Origin of the sequence: Azotobacter chroococcum (assembly GCF_002220155.1) — a bacterium.
In the GTDB taxonomy this organism is placed as follows: domain Bacteria; phylum Pseudomonadota; class Gammaproteobacteria; order Pseudomonadales; family Pseudomonadaceae; genus Azotobacter; species Azotobacter chroococcum.
The window spans coordinates 714,431-735,240 of sequence record NZ_CP011835.1 but is presented as its reverse complement, the minus strand read 5'-3'; the positions used below and the strand labels follow the sequence as shown (position 1 = coordinate 735,240).

17 protein-coding genes are annotated in these 20,810 nt (G+C 66.2%); 5 read left to right on the top strand and 12 right to left on the bottom strand.

Annotation, left to right across the window (positions count from 1 at the left end; genetic code table 11):
- Positions 1–37: 37 nt before the first annotated feature.
- Genes ACG10_RS03455 through ACG10_RS03420 form a run of 8 tightly spaced genes read right to left on the bottom strand, consistent with a single transcriptional unit; the run spans position 38 to position 8,421 of the window.
- Positions 38–1,702 (bottom strand): AAA family ATPase, encoded by a 1,665-nt coding sequence (locus ACG10_RS03455; protein ID WP_089167136.1) that lies wholly within the window; start codon positions 1,700–1,702, stop codon positions 38–40.
- Positions 1,703–1,709: 7 nt separating this feature from the next.
- Positions 1,710–2,813, bottom strand: coding sequence for a 3-dehydroquinate synthase (aroB, locus tag ACG10_RS03450; protein WP_089167135.1), 1,104 nt, complete (start codon positions 2,811–2,813; stop codon positions 1,710–1,712).
- Between the two features lie 51 nt (positions 2,814–2,864).
- A complete protein-coding gene (aroK, locus tag ACG10_RS03445; protein WP_089167134.1) occupies positions 2,865–3,383 on the bottom strand; it encodes a shikimate kinase AroK in 519 nt (172 codons plus the stop codon).
- Positions 3,384–3,387: 4 nt separating this feature from the next.
- Positions 3,388–5,505, bottom strand: a complete 2,118-nt coding sequence (gene pilQ, locus ACG10_RS03440) for a type IV pilus secretin PilQ family protein (RefSeq protein ID WP_198319010.1) — start codon at positions 5,503–5,505, stop codon at positions 3,388–3,390.
- 53 nt (positions 5,506–5,558) lie between these two features.
- Positions 5,559–6,083: a type 4a pilus biogenesis lipoprotein PilP gene (gene pilP / locus ACG10_RS03435; RefSeq protein ID WP_089167132.1), complete on the bottom strand. Its 525-nt coding sequence runs from the start codon at positions 6,081–6,083 to the stop codon at positions 5,559–5,561.
- Entirely contained in the window at positions 6,080–6,703 is a 624-nt protein-coding gene (pilO, locus tag ACG10_RS03430) for a type 4a pilus biogenesis protein PilO (RefSeq protein WP_089167131.1), read from the bottom strand. Before pilO ends, pilP begins: the two co-directional genes overlap by 4 nt.
- Entirely contained in the window at positions 6,700–7,356 is a 657-nt protein-coding gene (locus tag ACG10_RS03425) for a PilN domain-containing protein (RefSeq protein ID WP_089167130.1), read from the bottom strand. The genes pilO and ACG10_RS03425 overlap by 4 nt, the downstream gene beginning before the upstream one ends.
- The gene (locus tag ACG10_RS03420) at positions 7,357–8,421 is read right to left on the bottom strand and encodes a pilus assembly protein PilM (RefSeq protein ID WP_089167129.1); all 1,065 of its coding nucleotides are present in this window, start codon (positions 8,419–8,421) and stop codon (positions 7,357–7,359) included. It lies immediately after the preceding gene.
- A 180-nt stretch (positions 8,422–8,601) separates the two neighbouring features.
- Between ACG10_RS03420 and ACG10_RS03415 the strand changes: the two genes are divergently transcribed.
- Positions 8,602–11,067 carry a penicillin-binding protein 1A gene (locus ACG10_RS03415; protein ID WP_198319009.1) on the top strand — a complete coding sequence of 822 codons (2,466 nt, stop codon included), beginning with the start codon at positions 8,602–8,604 and terminating at the stop codon, positions 11,065–11,067.
- Between the two features lie 59 nt (positions 11,068–11,126).
- Here ACG10_RS03415 and ACG10_RS03410 read toward each other — a convergent pair whose 3' ends face one another.
- The 4 genes from ACG10_RS03410 to rpmE all read right to left on the bottom strand — a co-directional run bounded on the left by ACG10_RS03410 (position 11,127) and on the right by rpmE (position 14,962).
- Positions 11,127–12,395: a malic enzyme-like NAD(P)-binding protein gene (locus ACG10_RS03410; RefSeq protein ID WP_089167127.1), complete on the bottom strand. Its 1,269-nt coding sequence runs from the start codon at positions 12,393–12,395 to the stop codon at positions 11,127–11,129.
- A 100-nt stretch (positions 12,396–12,495) separates the two neighbouring features.
- Complete coding sequence (locus ACG10_RS03405; RefSeq protein WP_089167126.1) at positions 12,496–13,929, bottom strand: M48 family metalloprotease; 1,434 nt, start codon at positions 13,927–13,929, stop codon at positions 12,496–12,498.
- A complete protein-coding gene (locus tag ACG10_RS03400) occupies positions 13,926–14,726 on the bottom strand; it encodes a thermonuclease family protein (RefSeq protein ID WP_198319008.1) in 801 nt (266 codons plus the stop codon). Before ACG10_RS03400 ends, ACG10_RS03405 begins: the two co-directional genes overlap by 4 nt.
- A 23-nt stretch (positions 14,727–14,749) precedes the next feature.
- Positions 14,750–14,962 (bottom strand): 50S ribosomal protein L31, encoded by a 213-nt coding sequence (rpmE, locus tag ACG10_RS03395; protein ID WP_039801850.1) that lies wholly within the window; start codon positions 14,960–14,962, stop codon positions 14,750–14,752.
- A 174-nt stretch (positions 14,963–15,136) separates the two neighbouring features.
- Here rpmE and ACG10_RS03390 point away from each other — a divergent pair, with 174 nt between their 5' ends.
- From ACG10_RS03390 to hslV, 4 genes are all read left to right on the top strand, one after another.
- Entirely contained in the window at positions 15,137–17,356 is a 2,220-nt protein-coding gene (locus ACG10_RS03390) for a primosomal protein N' (RefSeq protein WP_089167125.1), read from the top strand.
- A 151-nt stretch (positions 17,357–17,507) separates the two neighbouring features.
- Positions 17,508–19,247, top strand: a complete 1,740-nt coding sequence (argS, locus tag ACG10_RS03385) for an arginine--tRNA ligase (RefSeq protein ID WP_089167124.1) — start codon at positions 17,508–17,510, stop codon at positions 19,245–19,247.
- A gap of 22 nt (positions 19,248–19,269) precedes the next feature.
- Complete coding sequence (locus tag ACG10_RS03380; protein ID WP_089167123.1) at positions 19,270–20,109, top strand: SPOR domain-containing protein; 840 nt, start codon at positions 19,270–19,272, stop codon at positions 20,107–20,109.
- Between the two features lie 114 nt (positions 20,110–20,223).
- Positions 20,224–20,751, top strand: a complete 528-nt coding sequence (gene hslV, locus ACG10_RS03375) for an ATP-dependent protease subunit HslV (RefSeq protein WP_039801840.1) — start codon at positions 20,224–20,226, stop codon at positions 20,749–20,751.
- Positions 20,752–20,810 lie beyond the last annotated feature (59 nt).

Here is a 20,810-nt window from a genome sequence, read left to right as displayed (position 1 = left end):
TTGAAAGATAAATCGAACCTGTCGTGTTAGAGCGATATCAGCGCACGCCGGCCTCCTGCTGAATGCTGGCAAAGGTACGCGGCCAGGGCTTGCTCGACTGTACCGCCGCCGGCAGAGTCTTGATCGCCGCCTGCGCCTCGGCGCGACTGGCGAAACTGCCGTAGGTGACCACGAACAGCGGCTGCCCCTGATGCAGCTTGCGGAAGTAGCGGTAACCTGCCCCCTGGGCACGCACGAAGGCCTTCGCACTACTTTCCGAGCGCGTGCCCAGTACCTGCAGGGTGTAGCGCGAAGCAGCCTGGGCGCGCGCCCCCCCCACTGGCGCACCGGCCTGGACGGCAGCCGGCTGAAGCGCCGGTTTCGGCGCCGCCTGCGGGGTAGGAACCGCTGCCGCTGGAGCTGGCTTCGCAGCCACCTGCTGGGAGGGGGCTACAGCCGCTGGAGCCGGCGCGGGCTTCGCAACCACCCGCGGCGCAGGAGCCGGTGCGGAAGGCATGACTGGCTTCGCGGCGGCCGGCGCCTGAGAAGCGGACCTGGGCTGGGGCTGGGAAGCCGGCTGCACCACCGCAGGCGCCCTGAGCGCAGGCTTCGGCGCCGGCGCTGACGGCGCGACCGGAGCCTGCGTGCTCGGCGCAAGCGCGGCAGTAGTGGTGGCCGCCACGACCGCAGCCGGACCGGCAATTCCGACATCCGCGACGTCCGCCTCGCTCGCCGCCTGGGCCAGCGGCTCGCGCAGCACCGGCTGGATTTCGTCCGCCACGGACTGCGAGGGCACAACATCAGCCGGCTCGGCAGCCGGAGCGCTCGGCGCCTCCGCCAGCGACTGCTGCGCCACAACCGGCGCCTCGCCTTCCGCTCCGCCGCGCACGAACCAGGCCGCAGCCACGGCCACGGCGACCACCGCCAGGGCCAACAGATGCTTCTTCGGCAGGATCAGGCCCGGCGAGTCGTCGTCCTCGGCGTATCCGGACTGCATCTCTTCATGCAGCAGCTCACGGGCGAGCCGGTTGACTTCTCCCGGCCAGCCACCGGACTCGCGGTGAATCGCCTCGATCTGCTCGTCGCTGAACACCCCGATATCGCTGCCCGCCCCCTCCAGACGCAGTGCCAGATATTCGCGCGTGTCATTCAGCGCATAGGGATTCAGCCGCAGCACATGGAAGCGCTCCTCGCCGTCAGCCAGAGACTGCAGGCGCGCCACCAGTTCCGGCTCGCCGAACAGGAACACGTGGGGCCGCCCCATGGCCGTGCCTGCAGCCAGGGCCAGCAGGGCATCGAGGGCGGCCGTCTCCAGCAACTCCGCATCGTCCACCAGAAGGTAGAGCTCCTGGCCCGTGGCAGCCAGTTGCTCGACCTGGCCCAGGATCGACTGCTCGTCCGCATGCCCCAGCCCCAGCCCAAGGGCGATCTGCCGCAGCAAACCATCGACCCGCGCCGAGGCCCGTGCGGAAACCACGACGCATAGCACCGACTGCTTGTTGCTGCTGGCCACCAGAGCCTGCCGCAAAAGCGTCTTGCCACTGCCCAGCGGCCCGCTGACCACCAGCAGCAAGCGACTGTAGCGGGCAAGGTGATGCAGTTGGCCAAGTACCTGCTTGCGCTGTGCCGGGAAGAACTTGAAACCCGGCGTTCGCGGCGCAAAGGGGTCGTGACTGAATTGGTAGTAGGTCAGGAGAGCTTCATCTGCATGCAAACTGGTCATGGCTTTCTCAGTGACTGGTCTGTTCCATCAGCATCCGGTAGTCGGTATCCAGGGTAGCCTGCAAGGCCTCACGCGGGAAATCTCCAGTTACCACCGCTTCGCCCAGGCGCTTGAGCAGCACCAGCCGCAGCTGGCCGCTCAGCACCTTCTTGTCGACGGCCATGTGCCTGAGGAAATCGCCTGCGGTCATTTCCGCCGGCGGCTCCACGGGCAGCCCTGCTCGCTGCAGCAGGCGGATGCTGCGATCGCGTCCGGCCTCGTCGATCCAACCGAGGCGCCGGGACATCTCCAGAGCCATGACGGTGCCCGCAGCCACGGCCTCGCCATGCAGCCAGGAACCGTAGCCCATGTGGGTTTCGATGGCATGACCGAAGGTGTGTCCCAGGTTCAGGGTGGCACGCACTCCCGTCTCACGCTCGTCGGCCCCGACCACCTGCGCCTTGGCCGCACAGGAGCGGGCAATGGCCTCGGTCAGGGCCGCCGCATCCAGCGCACGAAGCGCCTCCATGTGCGCCTCCAGCCAGCCCAGGAAGGGCTCGTCGCAGATCAGGCCGTACTTGATCACCTCGGCCAGCCCGGCAGACAACTCCCGCGCCGGCAGGGTAGCCAGGGTGGAGGTGTCGATCACCACGGCTTTCGGCTGATAGAAGGCGCCGATCATGTTCTTGCCCAGCGGGTGGTTGATGCCGGTCTTGCCCCCCACCGAGGAATCCACCTGGGACAGCAGGGTAGTCGGAATCTGGATGAAGTCGACCCCGCGCTGATAGCAGGCGGCAGCAAATCCGGCCATGTCGCCGATGACCCCGCCGCCCAGGGCAATGAGGGTGGTACGCCGGTCGTGCCGCGCCTCGAGCAGGCCGTCGAAAATCTTCTGCAGGGTTTCCCAGTTTTTGAAGGCCTCGCCATCCGGCAGCACGATGGGGGTCAGATCGCAGCCGGACAGCGCCCGCGCCAGCTTGTCCAGATAGAGTGGCGCGACGGTCTCGTTGGTGACTATCGCCACCTGGCGGCCGGCCAGGTGCGGAACGATGCATTCCGCCCGGCCGAGCAGATCGGCTCCAATATAGATGGGATAGCTGCGCTCGCCGAGATCAACCTGTAACGTCTGCATGAAAGCCCCCGCTTTGGAAAGGGCGCTAGGATAGCGCAGTTGCGTGCGGCTTTACCGCGGCGGCAGCGTGTGCAGGCGATCGAGAATTTCTTCCACGACCATGCGCGGCGGTCGCTCGTCGGTTTCCACCACCAGATCGGCAATCTCCCGGTACAAGGGGTCCCGGACGAGCATCAGATCGCTCAGCACGCGCCCCGGATCGGCGGAGCGCAGCAGCGGACGGTTGCGGTCGCGGGACGTGCGCTCCAGTTGCTGGGCAACCGAGGCATGCAGGTAGACGATTCGCCCGCCCGCGCGCAGGGCGACGCGATTCTCGGGCCGCAGCACGGCACCGCCGCCCGTGGCGAGCACGATGCCGTCATCGGCGCAAAGCTCCCCGATCATCGCCTGCTCGCGCTCGCGAAAGCCCGCCTCCCCTTCCACGTCGAAGATCCAGGGAATGTCGGCGCCGGTACGCTGCTCGATTTCCTTGTCGGAATCCTTGAACGTCAACCGCAATTCTTTGGCAAGCAAACGCCCGATGGTGCTCTTGCCCGAGCCCATCGGGCCCACGAGGATCACATTTCGCACTGACTCAACGACTCACCGCAATAGCCTGGTTGTTAAGAATACGCGGAGTCAGGAAAACAAGCAGCTCGGATTTGCTGTCGGCGACCACGTCGCGGCGGAACAGACGTCCGATGAACGGCAGGTCGCCGAGGAAGGGCACCTTGTCCACGGACTTGGCCTGGGTATTGGAGAAGACTCCGCCGATCACGATGGTTTCGCCGTCGCCGATCAGCACCTTGGCGTTGACCTCGTTCTTGTTGATCGGCGGCACTCCGCCTATCGCCTTGGAGAAGTCCGCCTGATCCTTGGTCACCTTCACCTCCATGATGATGCGGTTGTCGGGGGTGATCTGCGGCGTCACCTCCAGCGACAGCGCCGCCTCCTTGAAGGAGGTGCTGGTCGCACCGCTGGAGCTGGCCTCCTGGTAGGGGATCTCCTCGCCGGTCAGGATCTTCGCCGTCTCCTTGTCCGAAGTGAGGACCTTGGGCTGGGAAATGACCTCTCCATTGCCGGTCTTTTCCATGGCCGACAGTTGAAGGTCGAGAATCAGGTGGTCGGAAACGAAGCCGATGCCAAGGCCCGATGTACTGTTCGCCACGCCCATGTCGACGAAGGGGACCGGCGCCACGCCATCCTCCAGGGTGAAGTTGCCGACCTGATCGGTCCCAGGCAGAAACACCTGCCCGTCATCGATGGATTGCGCACCATCCTTGCCATACAGGCTCCACTGGTCGTTCACGAAGCTGCCGCCCCAGCGCACCCCCAGGCTCTTGTCGTAATCGACATTGGCCTCGACGATGCGTGCCTCGATCATCACCTGGCGCACCGGAATGTCCAGCTGGGCGACGATCCGTCGCAGCTCGTCCAGACGCTCCTGGGTCTGGTAGGCGATGATGTTGTTGGTCCGCTCGTCGACGGTGATGGAACCGCGCTGCTCTTCACCCTCTTCGCCGCTGGTGACCGATTGGAACAGCTTGGCGATATCCGCTGCCTTGGCGTAGTTCACCTGGACCAGCTCGCGGCGCAGGGGGGCCAGCTCGGCGATCTGCTGCTGCGCCTCCAGCTCCTGACGCTCGCGCGCCGCGATTTCGTCGGCCGGCGCCACCAGCAGGACATTGCCGACCTTGCGCTTGTCCAGCCCCTTGGTCTTGAGCACCAGATCGAGCGCCTGGTCCCAGGGCACATTCTGCAGGCGCAGGGTGATATTGCCCTGCACGGTGTCGCTGGCCACCAGGTTGAGGTTGGTGAAGTCGGCGATCAGCTGCAGGACCGAGCGGACATCGATATCCTGGAAGTTCAGCGACAGCTTCTCGCCGGTATAGGCGAAGCGGTCGGCATTGCGCTTGGCGACATTTTCCTGGGTCAGCGGCTTGACGCTGACGGTCAGGCGGTTGTCGGTCTGGTAGACCAGATAGTCGTACATGCCGGTCGGCTCAATCAGGATGCTGGCCTTGCCACCCTCACTCGAAGCACTCACGAACTGCACGGGTGTAGCGAAATCCTTGACATCCAGACGTGCCCGCAGGGATTCCGGCAACTGCGCACCCGGGAAGTCCAGGCGGATCTTGCCACCCTGCTCCTGGACATCGGGATTCATGCCCGGACTCGACAGATCGATGATAACGTTGCCTTCGCCCTGCTCGCCGCGCTGGAAGTCGATGCCCTGGACGGTCTTGCCGGCCGGCGCATAGGGCTTGACCGACGGAACCGGAGCCGCCGTGACGACCGGTGACGGCGCAGTGCCGGCCTGCCGGGGCGCGGCGGCCGACTCGCCGATCACCACATAGAGGTTGTTGCCTTCGGCTCGCGTGCTATAGGGCGACAGGCTCGCCAGGTTGACGATCATCCGGGTGCGGCCGCCCGCCTCGACCAGGGTGACGCTGCGGGCATTGCCGACGCCCAGCTCGCGATACCGGGTCCCCAGCTTGTTGGCTACACCGGGCAGATCCAGGGCGATCCGGGCCGGCTGCTCGATGGTATAGCCGCGCGGCGCCGGCACGGGCTCGTCGAAGGACAACTTGAGCTCGACCCGATCGCCAGGCAGGGCGGCCACATCCAGAGCCTTGAGGTCGGCCGCCAACAATTCCGGCGACAGCAGGGCAGCCAGGACTGAAATACCAAGACGCGAAAGGGTGCTGTTCATTGACTGGTTCCGTAATGCAGACCGGGAATTTTTCTTCATGCTGGATGCACCCATCACGAGCGCTCCTTCAAAGTGAGGCTGCGCGGACGCTCCAACCAGCCGCCTTCGCCATCAGGAACGATTTCCACGACATCGATGGAGGCCTCGTTGATCTTGACGATGCGACCATGGTTGCGCCCCAGATAGTCGCCCACCTTCACCCGATGGACAGCGCCCGCCCCGCGCATCAGGGCCTGCACGCCCTCCCCGTTGGAGAGCGTGCCGACCATCTCGAAGACTTCGATGTTGAAACCCTCGAGATACTGCCTGACCCGCTTCTCATCCGGACGGATGTCCTTCGAGCCCCTCTGCTGGGTGGCCAGGTCGATTTTCACCGGTGGCTGGAATGGGCTGCGCATGGCTGCCGCACTGTAGGTGAAGGCCTCGTAGGGCTGAAACTCCGGCAGCGGCTCGATCGTTCCCTTGGGCCGCGCACGAACCTCGTCCATATAGGTCTGCAAATCCTGAAACTCATTACCGACATTACAACCGGAAAGTCCGACAAGGGCCGCAATGCAAATTAGACGGGCGCCCCTCATTTCTGCAGTCCCTTGTCGTTATAGCGATAAGTCTTGGCCAGTATTTTCATGCGCAACTTCGTGTTGTCTCCCGAGGCCACGGGTTTTATTTCGAAGTCATGCAATGTGACTATTCGCGGAAGACTGGCGACTCCGCTGACAAAAGTGGCCAGATCGTGATAACTGCCCACTACAGATATTTGTATCGGCAATTCGATATAGAATTGCTGGGCAACTTCCTGGAGAAGTTTGATCTCCTCGAACTCCAGTCCACTGCCCAAGCCGGTACGGGTGATGTCCTCGAGCAGTCCCGGCACCTCGGTATCGCTCGGCAGCTGTCGCAACAGGACACCGAAGGAGGTTTCCATCTCCGCCATCTGCCGCCTGTAGGCCTCCAGGTTCGCCGCCTGGAAGGCCTTGGTGGCGAACTGCTGCTTCAGGGTGCCCTCTTCGCCGCGCACCCGCTCGAGCTGTTCCTGCAAATCCTTGAGATGGAAGTTGTAGCCCAATGCCAGAACGCCGATCAGCAGCAGCAGGCAGGTGATGACCTTTACTGGTGCCGGCCATGATCCGAGGTTGTTCAGATCCAGGTCGGACAGGTCGATCTTGCGCAAACTTTCCAGGGACTCGGACAGATTCATTTCCGCGCTCCTTCTTTCTTCTGCGCACCTTTCGGATCAGCCGCCGAGCCACGAGCAGCGGCAGCTCCGGTTTGCGCGCCCCCTGCGCCCTGCGCCTCATCCTCCTGTCCCGGCCGCACCTGCTGGACGGTCAACTGAAAGACGTTGGTCTGATCCAGGGCGCCGGCCGTCACGGCCTTCACGGCCGTCAGGTTCGGCGCCTCGAGCCATTCGGAGCCATCCAGATTGCGCATCAGATTCGAGACGCGGTTGTTGGACTCGGCCGCCCCCTCGATAGCGATGTTCTTGCCGGCCATCTTCAGGGAGGTGAAATACACGCCATCGGGCAAAGTGCGAACCAACTGATCGAAGACCCGACCGATGATCGGCCGATTGCCCTGCAGGTCCTGAATGATCTTCATCCGCTCCAGCAATTGCTGGCGACGGGTCTTGAGCTCGCTGATTTCCTTGATCCGCGCATCGAGCACGGCGATCTCCTTGCGAATGAAATCGTTGCGCACACGTTGCGCCTCGATGCTCGCATTCAGGTATCGGTCCCCCAGGAAAACCAGGCCGCCAGCAACCAGCAACACCGCCCCCAGCGTGACCAGAAAACGCTGGCGACGCTCCTCGCGAAGCTGCTCGCGCCAGGGTAGAAGGTTGATCCGCGCCATCTAATCGAAACTCCTCATCGCCAGACCGCAGGCAACCATCATGGCTGGAGCATCGCTGACCAGCGCCGAGGCATTCACCTTGGGGCTCAACGCCATCTCGGCAAACGGGTTGGCCACCAGCGTCCGGGTCCCGGTCTTCTGCTGGATCAGCTGATCAAGTCCCGGCAGGGAAGAGGTCCCTCCCGCCAGCAGGATGTAGTCGACCTGGTTGTACTGGCCCGCCGCGAAAAAGAACTGCAGCGAACGGGAAACCTGCTGTACGACAGCGTCCTTGAACGGCTGCAAAACCTCGCTGTCGTAGTCTGCTGGAAGTCCGCCTTTCTTCTTGGCCAGACCGGCTTCGGCCATGGACAGGCCATAGCGGCGCTGGATTTCGTCGGTGAGCTGCTTGCCGCCGAACAGCTGCTCGCGGGTATAGAGGGTGCGACCTTGATGCATTACGCTGAGCGTCATCATGGTCGCGCCGATATCGACGACAGCTACGATCAACCCCGCCGGATCGCCGCCCAGTTGGTCGACCAGCAGGCCGCAGGCGCGCTCCATGGCATAGGCCTCGACATCGACGACCTTGGCCGTCAGGCCGGCCAGTGCCAGCACCGCCTCGCGGGCCTCGACGTTCTCCTTGCGGCAGGCGGCGAGCAGCACCTCGGCGCGTCCGGGGCTGCGTGGCAGCGGCCCCTGGATCTCGAAGTCGATCGCCACTTCCTCGAGGGGATAGGGAATGTATTGGTCGGCCTCGAGCTTCAACTGGGTTTCCATTTCATCCTCGGAAAGCCCGGAATCCATCTCGACGGTCTTGGTAATCACCACGGAACCCGCCACGGCCACGGCCGCGTTCCTGGTTCCGGTCTTGGCCTTGGCCAGCACCTTGCTCAAGGTCTGGCCGACACCATCGAGATCGACAATGTTCTTCTCGACGACGGCATTGGCAGGAAGCGGCTCGACAGCGTAGGCCTCTACCCGGTAACGGTTACCTGAACGACTCAATTCGATAAGCTTGACCGTGGTCGAACTAATATCGATCCCCAGTAATGAACCCGCTTTCTTGTTGAAGAGCCCTAGCACAACCAATTTCCTTGCTGTATCCGTAACTTACGGACAATTTATGTAATGGCGCATTAGATAACAGGCTTGACAGAAGCGTAAATGGCTATCCAGCAGAAAAACCGCATATAATGTGACCGGCTTTTCGCTTTTCGCCTCGCCTGAAAATCCGTCCCTCTTTCATCTGGAAACCCCGCGGCCTTGATGCGTTTGCTTAAATTCTTCGGCTGGACTTTCGTCGCCACTTTCAGCAGCCTGCTGCTCGGTCTGAGCGGAGCCTTCCTCTATCTGGGACCCAGCCTTCCGTCGGCCGAATCGCTGCGCACCATCCAGCTGCAGATCCCCCTGCGGATATACAGCAGCGATGCCAAGCTGATTGCGGAGTTTGGCGAAATGCGCCGCACCCCCATCCGCTATGCAGACATTCCCCCGGACTTCATCCATGCCCTGCTGGCTGCGGAGGACGATAATTTCGCCAGCCATTATGGCGTCGACCTTGCCAGCCTAATGCGCGCTGCCACGCAATTATTGAGCAGCGGGCATATTCAGACCGGGGGCAGCACCATCACCATGCAGGTGGCGAAGAATTTCTTCCTGACCAGCGAGCGGAGCTTCTCGCGCAAGGCCAACGAAATCCTTCTTGCCCTGCAGATCGAGCGGGAACTCAGCAAGGAGGAGATCCTCGAGCTCTACGTCAACAAGATCTACCTCGGCAACCGCGCCTATGGCATCGAGGCCGCAGCCCAGGTCTATTACGGCAAGCCCATCCGCGAACTGAGTCTGGCGCAGCTGGCGATGATCGCCGGCCTGCCGAAAGCCCCGTCGCGCTTCAACCCGCTGGCCAATCCGGCACGCAGCAAGGAGCGACGCGACTGGATCCTCGGGCGCATGCACAAGCTCGGGCACATCGACGAGGCCAGCTACCAGCAGGCCCTCGCCGAGCCTGCGGAAGCCAGCTATCACGTAGCCACTCCCGAGCTGAATGCGCCCTACATCGCCGAAATGGCCCGCGCCGAACTGGTCGGCCGCTATGGCAGCGATGCCTATACCGAAGGATTTCGGGTCACCACCACGGTTCCCAGCGACCTGCAGGAGACAGCCAGCATGGCCGTGCGCCAGGGGCTGCTCGACTACGACCGGCGCCATGGCTACCGTGGCCCCGAGGCTCGGCTGCCCGGCACGAACAGGGACGCCTGGCTGGAGGAACTGAACAAGCGGCGCATCATCAACAACCTCGAGCCCGCCGTCGTCACCCAGGTCGGCAGCAGCGCCATCCATGTCCTGACGCGCAGCGGCAACGAAGAAAAAGTGAGCTGGGAGAGCATGAGCTGGGCTCGCCCCTTCATCAGCGCCGACAGCCAGGGTCCCAAACCGCAGCAGCCGGGCCAGGTGGTCAAGATCGGCGACCTGATCCGCGTCCAGCGCCAGGAGGACGGCAGCCTCGCCTTCAGCCAGATCCCCGCCGCCCAGAGCGCCCTGGTTTCCCTGGATCCGCGGGACGGAGCCATACGCGCCCTGGTGGGCGGCTTCTCCTTCGAGCAGAGCCACTACAATCGTGCCGCCCAGGCCAAACGGCAGCCCGGCTCGAGCTTCAAGCCCTTCATCTACAGCGCGGCGCTGGATCGCGGCTTTACCGCCGCCAGCCTGATCAACGACGCACCGATCGTCTTCGTCGATCCATATCTGGACACGGTCTGGCGCCCGAAGAACGACACCAACACCTTCCTCGGCCCGATCCGCATGCGCGAGGCCCTGTACAAGTCGCGCAACCTGGTGTCGATTCGCCTGCTGCAAAGCACGGGCATCGACTACACCCTCGACTATATCGGCCGCTTCGGCTTCGACAAGCGGGACCTGCCGCGCAACCTGTCCCTGGCGCTCGGCACGGCCAACCTGACCCCGCTGGAAATCGCCGGCGGCTGGAGCACCTTCGCCAACGGCGGTTACCGCATCCAGCCTTACCTGATCGAGCGCATCGAAGACCGCGACGGCAAGCTCCTCTATCAGGCCAATCCGCCCCGCGTGCCAGGAGAGCAGCCGGCACCCGGCGCCTTCGTCAATACGTCGGCCGCCACCGAGGACTCAATACCAGACACCACCAGCGGCGACCTTCCGGAGAATGTCCAGCCGACGTCAGCCGGCCAGCCTCCCGCAGCGCCCGAGCCGATTGCTGCCGAGCGCATCGTCGATGCCCGCACCACCTACATCATGACCAGCATGCTGCAGGATGTGATCAAGCGCGGCACGGCCCGTCGCGCCCTGGAAATGGGGCGCAGCGACCTGGCCGGCAAGACCGGGACCACCAACGAATCCAAGGACAGCTGGTTCTCCGGCTACAACGCCGACTACGTCACCACTGTCTGGGCCGGCTTCGACCAGCCGGAAAGCTTGGGCAGCCACGAATACGGCAGCACCGTGGCCCTGCCGATCTGGATGGGCTTCATGTCTGCCGCCCTGAAGGACAAACCGCCCCACCTGCAGGCCGAACCCGAAGGATTGCTGACCCTGCGCATCAACCCAAGCAGCGGCCGCATCGCCTCGCCCGGCACCCCCGGAGCCTTCTTCGAGCTGTTCAAGAACGAGGCTCCGCCTCCCATGGCTAGCGAGGAGGAGTCCAGCCAAGGCAGCCTGGCGAAAGATTCCGCTCCGCCGATCGACCTGTTCTGAGCCCAACAAAAAGGAACCCCGCTCGAGGCGGGGTTCCTTTTTGTTGGGAGAATTGCGGATCAGCCGTTGAACACCGCATCCACCGACTGCAGCGGGTAGTGCTTCGGATAGGGCAGGGAGGCCACGCCGCTCTCGATGGCGGCCCTGGCCACGGCATCGGAAACCAGCGTGATCAGCCGCGGGTCCATGGGCTTCGGAATGATGTATTCGCGACCGAACTCCAGGCCGGAGACCCCGTAGGCCTCGCAGACTTCCTTGGGCACCGGCAGCCTGGCCAGCTCGCGCAGGGCGTGGGCCGCAGCGATCTTCATCTCCTCGTTGATGCGGGTGGCGCGCACGTCCAGGGCGCCGCGGAAGATGAAGGGAAAGCCCAGCACGTTGTTGACCTGGTTCGGGTAGTCGGAGCGACCGGTGGCCATGATCACGTCGCTGCGCGTGGCATGCGCCAGTTCCGGCTTGATCTCCGGATCCGGGTTGGAACAGGCGAAGACGATCGGGTTCGGCGCCATGCGCAGCAGGTCTTCCGGGCTCAGCAGATTGGCGCCGGACAGGCCGACGAAGACGTCGGCGCCGTCGAGGGCGTCGGCCAGGGTGCGCTTGTCGGTTTCGTGGGCGAACACCGCCTTGTACTGGTTCAGATCGTCGCGCCCGGAATGGATGACCCCCTGGCGGTCGATCATGTGGATGTTCTCCACCTTGGCGCCCAGGCTGACCAGCAGGCGCATGCAGGAAATGGCCGCGGCACCGGCACCGAGACAGGCGATCCTGGCAGTCGGCAGGCTCTTGCCGGCGATTTCCAGTGCATTGAGCATGCCGGCCGCGGTGACGATGGCGGTGCCGTGCTGGTCGTCATGGAAAACCGGGATGTCGCACTGTTCGATCAGGGCCCGCTCGATCTCGAAGCACTCGGGCGCCTTGATGTCCTCCAGGTTGATGCCGCCGAAGGTGATGGAAATGCGCTTGACAGTATCGATGAAGGCCTGCGGGCTCTCCGCGTCGACCTCGATGTCGAACACGTCGACGCCGGCGAAGCGCTTGAACAGCACGCCCTTGCCTTCCATGACCGGCTTGGAGGCCAGCGGGCCGAGATTGCCCAGGCCGAGGATCGCGGTACCGTCGGAAATGACGGCGACCAGGTTCCCCTTGCCGGTGTAGGTGTAGGCCAGTTCGGGATCGCGGGCAATTTCTCGTACCGGCTCGGCGACGCCGGGGCTGTAGGCCAGCGACAGGTCGCGGGCAGTTTGGGTGGGTTTGGTCAGTTCCACGCTCAGCTTTCCGGGGCGCGGATGAGCGTGGTATTCGAGGGCGGCGGTTTTGAGATCGGACATATTTATAGTTTCCATTTTTATTATGTTGCGACTTGCAGGATGAGCATACGGCAAGACGACGAGCACCAACAATAGCACTCAACGCCGCATGTCAAGGCCTCTAATATAAGATTTTCAGCCAGTCTCCCGGACGCGGTTCAAGGTCCGGATAAAGATTGTTCAATAGCCGCAGGCGCATCACGGATGCCTCCGCCACCCCGCTGGCCTGACTGAATCCGGCCAGCCGCTGCCCCTCGCCGACCCGCACCCGGTGCAATCGCAACGGCTGAGTCAGCTTCCGTTCGGCGTCCTGCAGCGGCCGGAAACTCCCAATCACCCGCAGAAAGTCAGCATCCGCCGCCCCCAGGCCGGACTTGCCCTTGAGCGCCGCCACGAACAGGAAGGCCTGGCGCTCCCGGTACAGGACCGCGACCCGCCGGGCCGGGGTACCGGGCATGAGGCCGGTATACCCCTGCAGCCCCTGCTGGCGCAGGGGTCTGCCCTCGAGCAGACGGCGATCGCCGATGCGCTGCTGCAGGAACGCCTCCGGCGCCAGTTGCGGATCGACGGGCTCCATGGTCATGGCAATCAGCCCCTGGCGATCCGGCGTCAGCCCGACCAGCGCATCCGGCCGATTGACCAGCGCCCAGCCCTGCGGAAAGCTCAGGGTGAAGTCCAGCGGGCCGTGATAGAAGGCCTGTCCGCGGACCACCCCCGAGGCCTCCGAATCGCCGAAGGGCAGGCCCTCGATCTGCTCGAGAAAGCCCTCCCGATTCACCTCCTGGCGCACCGCGACCAGCCCCCGCGCAGACCCGACCACCTCGTGCAGGCGCCGATCATTGTCCGGATGGCTGTCGAAGAGTCCGTGATAACCCGACTCCGGCTGCGGCTCGCCGCGCTGGGCGGCCTCCTGGCGGGCAAAGTCCTCCTGGTTCTTCAAGAGCCTGACCACCGCGATCATCGCCTCGGAATCGTAGCCGGCCCGCGCCAGATACTGCGCGCCGAGGCCATCGGCCTCCAGCTCCATGTCCCGCCCGTAGCCGCGCACCAGGGCACTGCCGAGCATGCTGGTCAGATCGCCCGCCGCGCCCACCCCGGTACCGATGGCGATGACCTGGCTGACGATGTTCCAGGCGCTCGCCTGGCTCTGCTGGCGCACCCCGTGGCGCGCCGTGACATGCCCGACCTCGTGACCGAGCACCGCCGCCAGCTCGGCCTCCGAATTGAGGTAGGCCAGCAGGCCGCGATGGATGTAGACATAGCCGCCGGGCAAGGCGAAGGCGTTCAGATCCGGCGAGTCGAGCACGGTGAAGCGGTAATCCAGGGCGCTGCGGTGACTGTAGCGGGCGACCCGCTCGCCGACCTGCTGCACATAGGCCTGCAGCCGCTCGTCGGCATAGCGCGGATATTGCTCGAGGATCTGCGGGTGGAGGCGACGACCGATCTCCAGTTCCTGACGCTCGCTCAGCATGACGAAATCGCTGCGCCCGCTGACCGGATTGGTCGCGCAACCTGCCAGCAACCCCAGCAGCAACAGGACCAGACATGGCCTCATGGCGGCACCTCGAGCATCAGCGGATGGGTCAGCGGCAGCATCCAGTGCATCTGCCCCCTGTCCATGCGCTCGCGACGGGAGTGGTCGACCACCCAGCCGCGCGCCTCGATGTGCCGTCCCGGCAGGCGCTGCAGGGCGGGCAGGTCGAACAGGCCGAGCCGTTCCGGCTCGATGCGCAGGACCAGCGGCCCGTCCAGCTCGATCCACAGACCGCCGCGATTGCGCTCGACCCCACTCACCCGCGCGCGGATCAGGGCAAAGCCGCCACGCTGCAACTGCTCCGGCGTCTTCCAGGCCGGGCGCCGCCAGAGCCCCGCCTCGACCGCCCGCGCGTGGCGCTCGGCCTCTTGCAGACAGCCCGCCAGCGCCACGTTCGGCGCCATCGCCACCTGATAGCCTAGCCCCTCGGCAAGCAGCTGCGCCTCCCAGTTGCGCCCGCGCCCGTCATAGGCATGGGCCAGGGTGCGCCCATAGCGATCCCTGGCCTGAGTCCCCGGCTGCAGGCCGACCCACCCATCGTTGGCTGCCACCAGTTGCCGCAGGCGCTCGCGCGCCGCCTCGGCAAAAGGCTCGGCAGGCCGTCCCCGGCGTTCGCGCTCCGGCGTATTGAGGCCGATCAGCCGCACGCGGCGCCCGTCGGCGAGGCGCAGGGTATCGCCGTCCAGCACCTGCTCCACGCGAGCGGTCGACAGTGTGCCCGGTGCCGGACAGAACGCCTGGGCCGGAAATCCCCAGACGACGGAAACGAAAAAGGCGCCCGCGAGGGGCGCCTTTTTCAGCAGCTCGAAACAGTCCATCAGGCCGTCCTGGCCATCGGCGCTTACTTGGCGCCGAACACACCGAAACGCTGCTTGAAGCGGTCGATACGGCCGCCGGTGTCGAGCACCTTCTGCTTGCCGGTATAGAACGGATGGCACTCGGAGCACACGTCGATGCTGAGGTTCTTGCCCAGGGTGGAGCGGGTCTTGATCACGTTCCCGCAGCTGCAGGTCGCCTCGATCTCGACGTAATTCGGATGGATATCGGCTTTCATGGAAAAGTCCTCGACTCTGGCGTACCGCCACCCGACCCTATGTCAGGCACCGTACGGAAACAGGCGGCGGATGATACCAGAGCACTGCCCTGATGCAAGCGCGCAAAGCCGGCTGGTCGCCGTACCGATCTCGTTGCCTGCTAAGATCGCTGCTCCCCGCCAAGGACTGCCCGCGTGCCCGCCCCGATCCTCCGCCTCGCCCTGCCCTCCCCACTGCGCCGCCTGTTCGACTACCGCGCGCCGCCTGGCGTGCCACCTGCCCTCCTGCAGCCGGGCGTGCGCCTGCGCGTACCCTTCGGCCGCCGCGAGGTGGTCGGCGTATTGGTCGAGCTGAGCGGGCACAGCGAGGTGCCGGCCGACAAACTGAAGGCCGCCCTCGAGCTTCTCGATCCCAGGCCCGCGCTGCCGGCGAGCCTGCTCAGGCTGTGCCGGTGGACGGCCCACTACTATCAGCACAGCCTCGGCGACACCTTCGGCTGGGCCCTGCCGGCGCTGCTGCGCCAGGGCGAGCCGGCCGAGCGGCGCGAGGAGCGCTGGTGGCATCTGGCCGAAGGCGCCCGCCCGGACGACCCGCGCCTGGCCCGCGCGCCGCGCCAGCGCGAAGCCCTGCAGGTCCTCGCCCAGCACCCCCACGGCGTGCCCCAGACGCTGCTCGGCAAGCTGCAGCTGAACAGGGCCAGCCTCGACCTGTTGCTGGCCAAGGGCCTGCTGCACACCGAGGCACGCCAGCACGCGCCCCGCGAACGGCACGGCAGCTGGCTGCTCCAGGCCGGACTGCCGCTGAACGACGAACAGCGCGAGGCGCTCGAGGCGGTGCGCGCCGGCTTCGGCGGCTTCAACGCCTTCCTCCTCGCCGGCGTCACCGGCAGCGGCAAGACCGAGGTCTATCTGCAGCTGATCCGCCAGGTACTCGAGGCCGGCCGGCAGGCACTGGTGCTGATCCCGGAAATCAACCTCGGACCGCAGACCCTGGAGCGCTTCACCCGCCGCTTCAACGCACGGATCGCCCTGCTCCACTCCGGCATCGGCGACCGCGAGCGCCTGGACGCCTGGCTGGCGGCCCGCGACGGCGAGGCGGACATCGTCATCGGCACCCGCTCGGCGCTGTTCACCCCGCTCAAGCACCCCGGCCTGATCATCGTCGACGAGGAGCACGACGCCTCCTACAAGCAGCAGGAAGGCCTGCGCTACCACGCCCGCGACCTCGCCGTGGTGCGCGCCCGGCAGGAGGAGATCCCGATCCTGCTCGGCTCCGCCACGCCCTCACTGGAGAGCCTGCACAATGCCCACACCGGCCGCTACGCCCTGCTCCAGCTCCGCCAGCGCGCCGGCCACGCCCGCCCGCCGCGCTTCCTGCGCCTGGACGTGAAGAGCCGTCCGCTCGACGCCGGCATCTCCCCGCCCCTGCAGCAGGCCATCGCCCGCACCCTCGCCGCCGGCCAGCAGGTGCTGGTGTTCCTCAATCGCCGCGGCTTCGCGCCGACCCTGCTGTGTCACGACTGCGGCTGGATCGCCCAGTGTCCGCGCTGCGACGCGCGCATGACCCTGCACCAGCGCCAGCGCGAGCTGCGCTGCCACCACTGCGGCCACGTCGAGCGCCAGCCGACCGCCTGTCCGCAGTGCGGCCGGGTCGACCTGCGCCCGGTCGGCGCCGGCACCGAGCGCACCGAGGAGCGCCTGGCCATCCTGTTTCCCGACTACCCGGTGCTGCGCGTCGACCGCGACAGCACCGCGCGCAAGGACGCACTGCCCAGGCTGCTTGCCATCATCCACCGCGGCGAACCCTGCCTGCTGGTCGGCACGCAGATGCTCGCCAAGGGACATCACTTCCCGCGGGTCACCCTGGTGGCGATCCTCGATGCCGATGGCGGCCTGTTCTCCGCCGATTTCCGCGCCAGCGAGCGCATGGCCCAGCTGATCGTGCAGGTCGCCGGGCGCGCCGGGCGTGCCGAAGAGCCGGGCACGGTGATCATCCAGAGCCACCTGGCCGACCACCCGCTGCTGGTCCAGCTCGCCGAACAGGGCTACCTGGCCTTTGCCGAGCAGGCCCTCGAAGAGCGCCGCGCCGCCGGCCTGCCGCCCTTCTCCCACCTCGCCCTGCTGCGCGCCGAGGCGCACCGGCCGGGCCAGGCCGAGGACTTTCTCGAACAGGCTGCCGCCGAGGCCCAGCACCTGCTCGACGCGCTGCAGCTCTCCGGTATCGAGCTGCTCGGCCCGGTGCCGGCGCCCATGGAGCGCCGCGCCGGCCGCTACCGCGCCCAGCTGCTGCTGCAGGCCGCCAGCCGTGCGCCGCTGCGCCGCCTGCTCGGGCCGTGGCTGGCGGTTCTCGAACGGCTGCCCGGCGCCCGCACGGTACGCTGGTCGCTGGATGTCGACCCGGTCGACCTGTACTGAGACACGAGCTCTGGCGCCAGCCGGCCTGTCGATCGGCACGGCCGCCGCCCGGACTCGCAGCGGTTGGCAAGCCCGCCCCTGCCGCGGATAATGCCCGGTTTTCACAACCCGCCTTCCCGGTGCAGCGCCCCTCCGCGGCCACGAGCAGACCATGAAAGACACGATTCGCCAGCTGATCCAGCAAGCCCTGACCCGCCTGACCGATGACGGCGTGCTCCCCGCGGGCCTGACGCCGGCGATCCAGGTGGAAAACAGCAAGGACAAGAGCCACGGCGACTTCGCCAGCAACATCGCCATGATGCTGGCCAAGCCGGCCGGGCTGAAGCCGCGCGAGCTGGCCGAGAAGCTGATCGCCGCGTTGCCGGCCAGTGCCTCGATCAGCAAGGTGGAAATCGCCGGCCCGGGCTTTCTCAACTTCTTCCAGAACAGCGATGCCCTGGCCCAGCGCCTGCAGCGGGCGCTGGCCGACGAGCGCCTCGGCGTGCGCAAGCACGGCGACCTGCAGCGCGTGGTGGTCGACCTGTCCTCGCCCAACCTGGCCAAGGAGATGCACGTCGGCCACCTGCGCTCGACCATCATCGGCGACGCCGTGGCGCGGGTGCTGGAGTTCCTCGGCGACACCGTGATCCGCCAGAACCACGTCGGCGACTGGGGCACCCAGTTCGGCATGCTGCTGGCCCACCTGGAGGAGAACCCGGCCTCCGCCGAGAGCGAGCTGGCCGACCTCGAACAGTTCTACCGCACCGCGAAGAAGCGCTTCGACGAATCCGAGGCCTTCGCCGACCGCGCCCGCGAACTGGTGGTCAAGCTGCAGGCCGGCGATGCGGAATGCCTGCGCCTGTGGCAGCGCTTCAACGAGATCTCCCTGTCGCACTGCCAGGAAGTCTACGAGCGCCTCGGCGTGCGCCTGAGCGCGGACGACATCCGCGGCGAGAGCGCCTACAACGACGAACTGCCGGGCATCGTCCAGGCCCTGCGCGACAAGGGCCTGTTGACCGAGAGCGACGGCGCCCAGTGCGTGTTCCTCGACGAGTTCAAGAATGCCGAGGGCAACCCGCTGCCGGTGATCGTGCAGAAGGCCGGCGGCGGCTATCTCTACGCCACCACCGACCTCGCCGCGATGCGCTACCGCAGCAAGGTGCTCGAGGCCGACCGGGTGCTCTACTTCGTCGACCAGCGCCAGGCCCTGCACTTCCAGATGGCCTTCGCGGCGGCGCGCCGCGCCGGCTTCGTGCGCGAGGGCACGGACCTTGAGCACATGGGCTTCGGCACCATGAACGGCGCCGACGGCCGCCCGTTCAAGACCCGCGACGGCGGCACGGTGAAGCTGATCGACCTGCTCGACGAGGCCGAACAGCGCGCCTACGCTCTGGTCCAGGGCAAGAACCCGGACCTGCCCGAGGACGAGCTGCGCAGCATCGCCCGCGCGGTCGGCATCGGCGCGGTGAAGTACGCCGACCTGTCCAAGCACCGCACCAGCGACTACAGCTTCAACTTCGAGCTGATGCTGAGCTTCGAGGGCAACACCGCGCCCTACCTGCTCTACGCCTACACCCGCGTGGCCAGCGTGTTCCGCAAGCTGGGCAAGGGCTTCGCCGAGATCGACGGCAGTCTGGTCCTCGAGGCCGACCAGGAGCAGGCACTGGCCGCCCGGCTGGCGCAGTTCGGCGAGGTGCTCGGCAACGTCGCCGAGAAGGGTCTGCCGCACCTGCTCTGCGCCTACCTCTATGATCTGGCCGGGCTGTTCTCCAGCTTCTACGAGAACTGCCCGATCCTCGCTGCCGACACCCCGGCCCGCCAGCAGAGCCGTCTGCTGCTGGCCGCGCTGACCGGCCGCACTCTCCGGCAGGGCCTGGAACTGCTCGGCCTGGAAACCCTGGAACGCATGTAAGTAAAGGGACTTACCCACCAGCATGGCAAAGAACACTGCCCCCAAGCGCGGCGCCAGCCGCACCCCGCCGCCGCACCGGCGAGAGATACCGAGCTGGCTCTGGCTGGCCTGCGGCCTGGCCGTCGGCGGCTTCGCGATGTTTCTGACCAAGCTCGAGCCCGGCAGCGACGCGATCAAGCGCGACACTGCCGAGCAGTCACCGGGCAAGGCGGCGCCGCAGCAGCCGAACAAGCCGAAGTATGACTTCTACACCCTGCTGCCGGAGTCGGAAGTCGTGGTGCCGCCGAACGCACAGCAACAGCCGGCGCCACCGCAGGCGCAGCCGCAGAAGCCGCCGGTACAGCCGCCAGCCCAGGCGGCGCAACAGCCGCCGACACAGCAGCAAGCACAACCGCAGCTGCCGCCTCAGCAGCAGCTTCCGCCGGCACAGCCGACGCAGCCGGCCGTCCAGCAGCAGACGGCGCAGGCAAAACCGCCGGCACAACAGCGCCCGACGCAGCAGCCTCCGCAGCCCAAGCCGACGCCGGCCCAGGATGCCGCCCGCGCCGAGGCCCTGCTCAACGGCCGCACGCCGCCCGCCGTCACCGCCAAGCCGCCGGCCCTGGCCAAGCCCGCGCCGACCACCCACTACTATCTGCAGGCCGGCTCGTTCCGCAGCAAGGCCGACGCGGACGATGCCCGGGCGCGCATCGCCCTGCTCGGCCAGAGCGTGCGCGTCGAGGTCGGCACCGTGCGCGGCGAAACCTGGCACCGCGTGGTGGCCGGCCCCTTCACCAACCGCCAGCAGCTGGAGCAGGCGCAGAAGCAGCTGGCCGGCGACGGTTTTCGCAACGTGCTGCCCCAGCAGCGCCAGACGCGCTGAACGCCCGGCCGGCTGCCCACCGCGGCCGGCCACCCGCGCCGTTGAAATCTCCCCGCCTTCACCCCATATAGGCTCCACTCGGGCATTTTCGCCCCGCAGCGTGGAGAGACTCCCTTGACCACCATCGTTTCAGTCCGCCGCCAAGGCAAAGTCGTCATGGGCGGCGACGGCCAGGTTTCCCTCGGCAACACCGTGATGAAGGGCAACGCGAAGAAGGTCCGCCGCCTCTATCACGGCCAGGTGCTGGCCGGGTTCGCCGGCGCCACCGCGGACGCCTTCACCCTCTTCGAGCGCTTCGAGGGGCAGCTGGAAAAACACCAAGGGCATCTGGTCCGCGCCGCCGTCGAGCTGGCCAAGGACTGGCGCACCGACCGCACGCTGAGCCGCCTGGAAGCCATGCTGGCGGTGGCCAACAAGGACGCCTCGCTGATCATCACCGGCAACGGCGATGTGGTCGAACCGGAGGAAAGCCTGATCGCCATGGGTTCCGGCGGCCCCTACGCGCAGGCCGCGGCGAAGGCGCTGCTGCTGCACACCGACCTGTCCGCCCGCGAGGTCGCCGAGACCGCACTGAACATCGCCGGCAGCATCTGCGTCTTCACCAACCAGAACCTGACCATCGAGGAGCTGGACCTCGACTGAGTGTCCGCCGCCCCTCCGGCCGCAGCCTCGCGGCCATCGAACAGAACGCCGTGGCGAGG

Coding starts and splice junctions, on each gene's coding strand:
- ACG10_RS03455 (WP_089167136.1), bottom strand. CDS start 1,702: ATGACCAGTTTGCATGCAGATGAAGCTCTCCTGACCTACTACCAATTC.
- aroB (WP_089167135.1), bottom strand. CDS start 2,813: ATGCAGACGTTACAGGTTGATCTCGGCGAGCGCAGCTATCCCATCTAT.
- pilQ (WP_198319010.1), bottom strand. CDS start 5,505: ATGAACAGCACCCTTTCGCGTCTTGGTATTTCAGTCCTGGCTGCCCTG.
- pilP (WP_089167132.1), bottom strand. CDS start 6,083: ATGAGGGGCGCCCGTCTAATTTGCATTGCGGCCCTTGTCGGACTTTCC.
- pilO (WP_089167131.1), bottom strand. CDS start 6,703: ATGAATCTGTCCGAGTCCCTGGAAAGTTTGCGCAAGATCGACCTGTCC.
- ACG10_RS03425 (WP_089167130.1), bottom strand. CDS start 7,356: ATGGCGCGGATCAACCTTCTACCCTGGCGCGAGCAGCTTCGCGAGGAG.
- ACG10_RS03410 (WP_089167127.1), bottom strand. CDS start 12,395: ATGTCCGATCTCAAAACCGCCGCCCTCGAATACCACGCTCATCCGCGC.
- ACG10_RS03405 (WP_089167126.1), bottom strand. CDS start 13,929: ATGAGGCCATGTCTGGTCCTGTTGCTGCTGGGGTTGCTGGCAGGTTGC.
- ACG10_RS03400 (WP_198319008.1), bottom strand. CDS start 14,726: ATGGACTGTTTCGAGCTGCTGAAAAAGGCGCCCCTCGCGGGCGCCTTT.
- rpmE (WP_039801850.1), bottom strand. CDS start 14,962: ATGAAAGCCGATATCCATCCGAATTACGTCGAGATCGAGGCGACCTGC.
- argS (WP_089167124.1), top strand. CDS start 17,508: ATGAAAGACACGATTCGCCAGCTGATCCAGCAAGCCCTGACCCGCCTG.
- ACG10_RS03380 (WP_089167123.1), top strand. CDS start 19,270: ATGGCAAAGAACACTGCCCCCAAGCGCGGCGCCAGCCGCACCCCGCCG.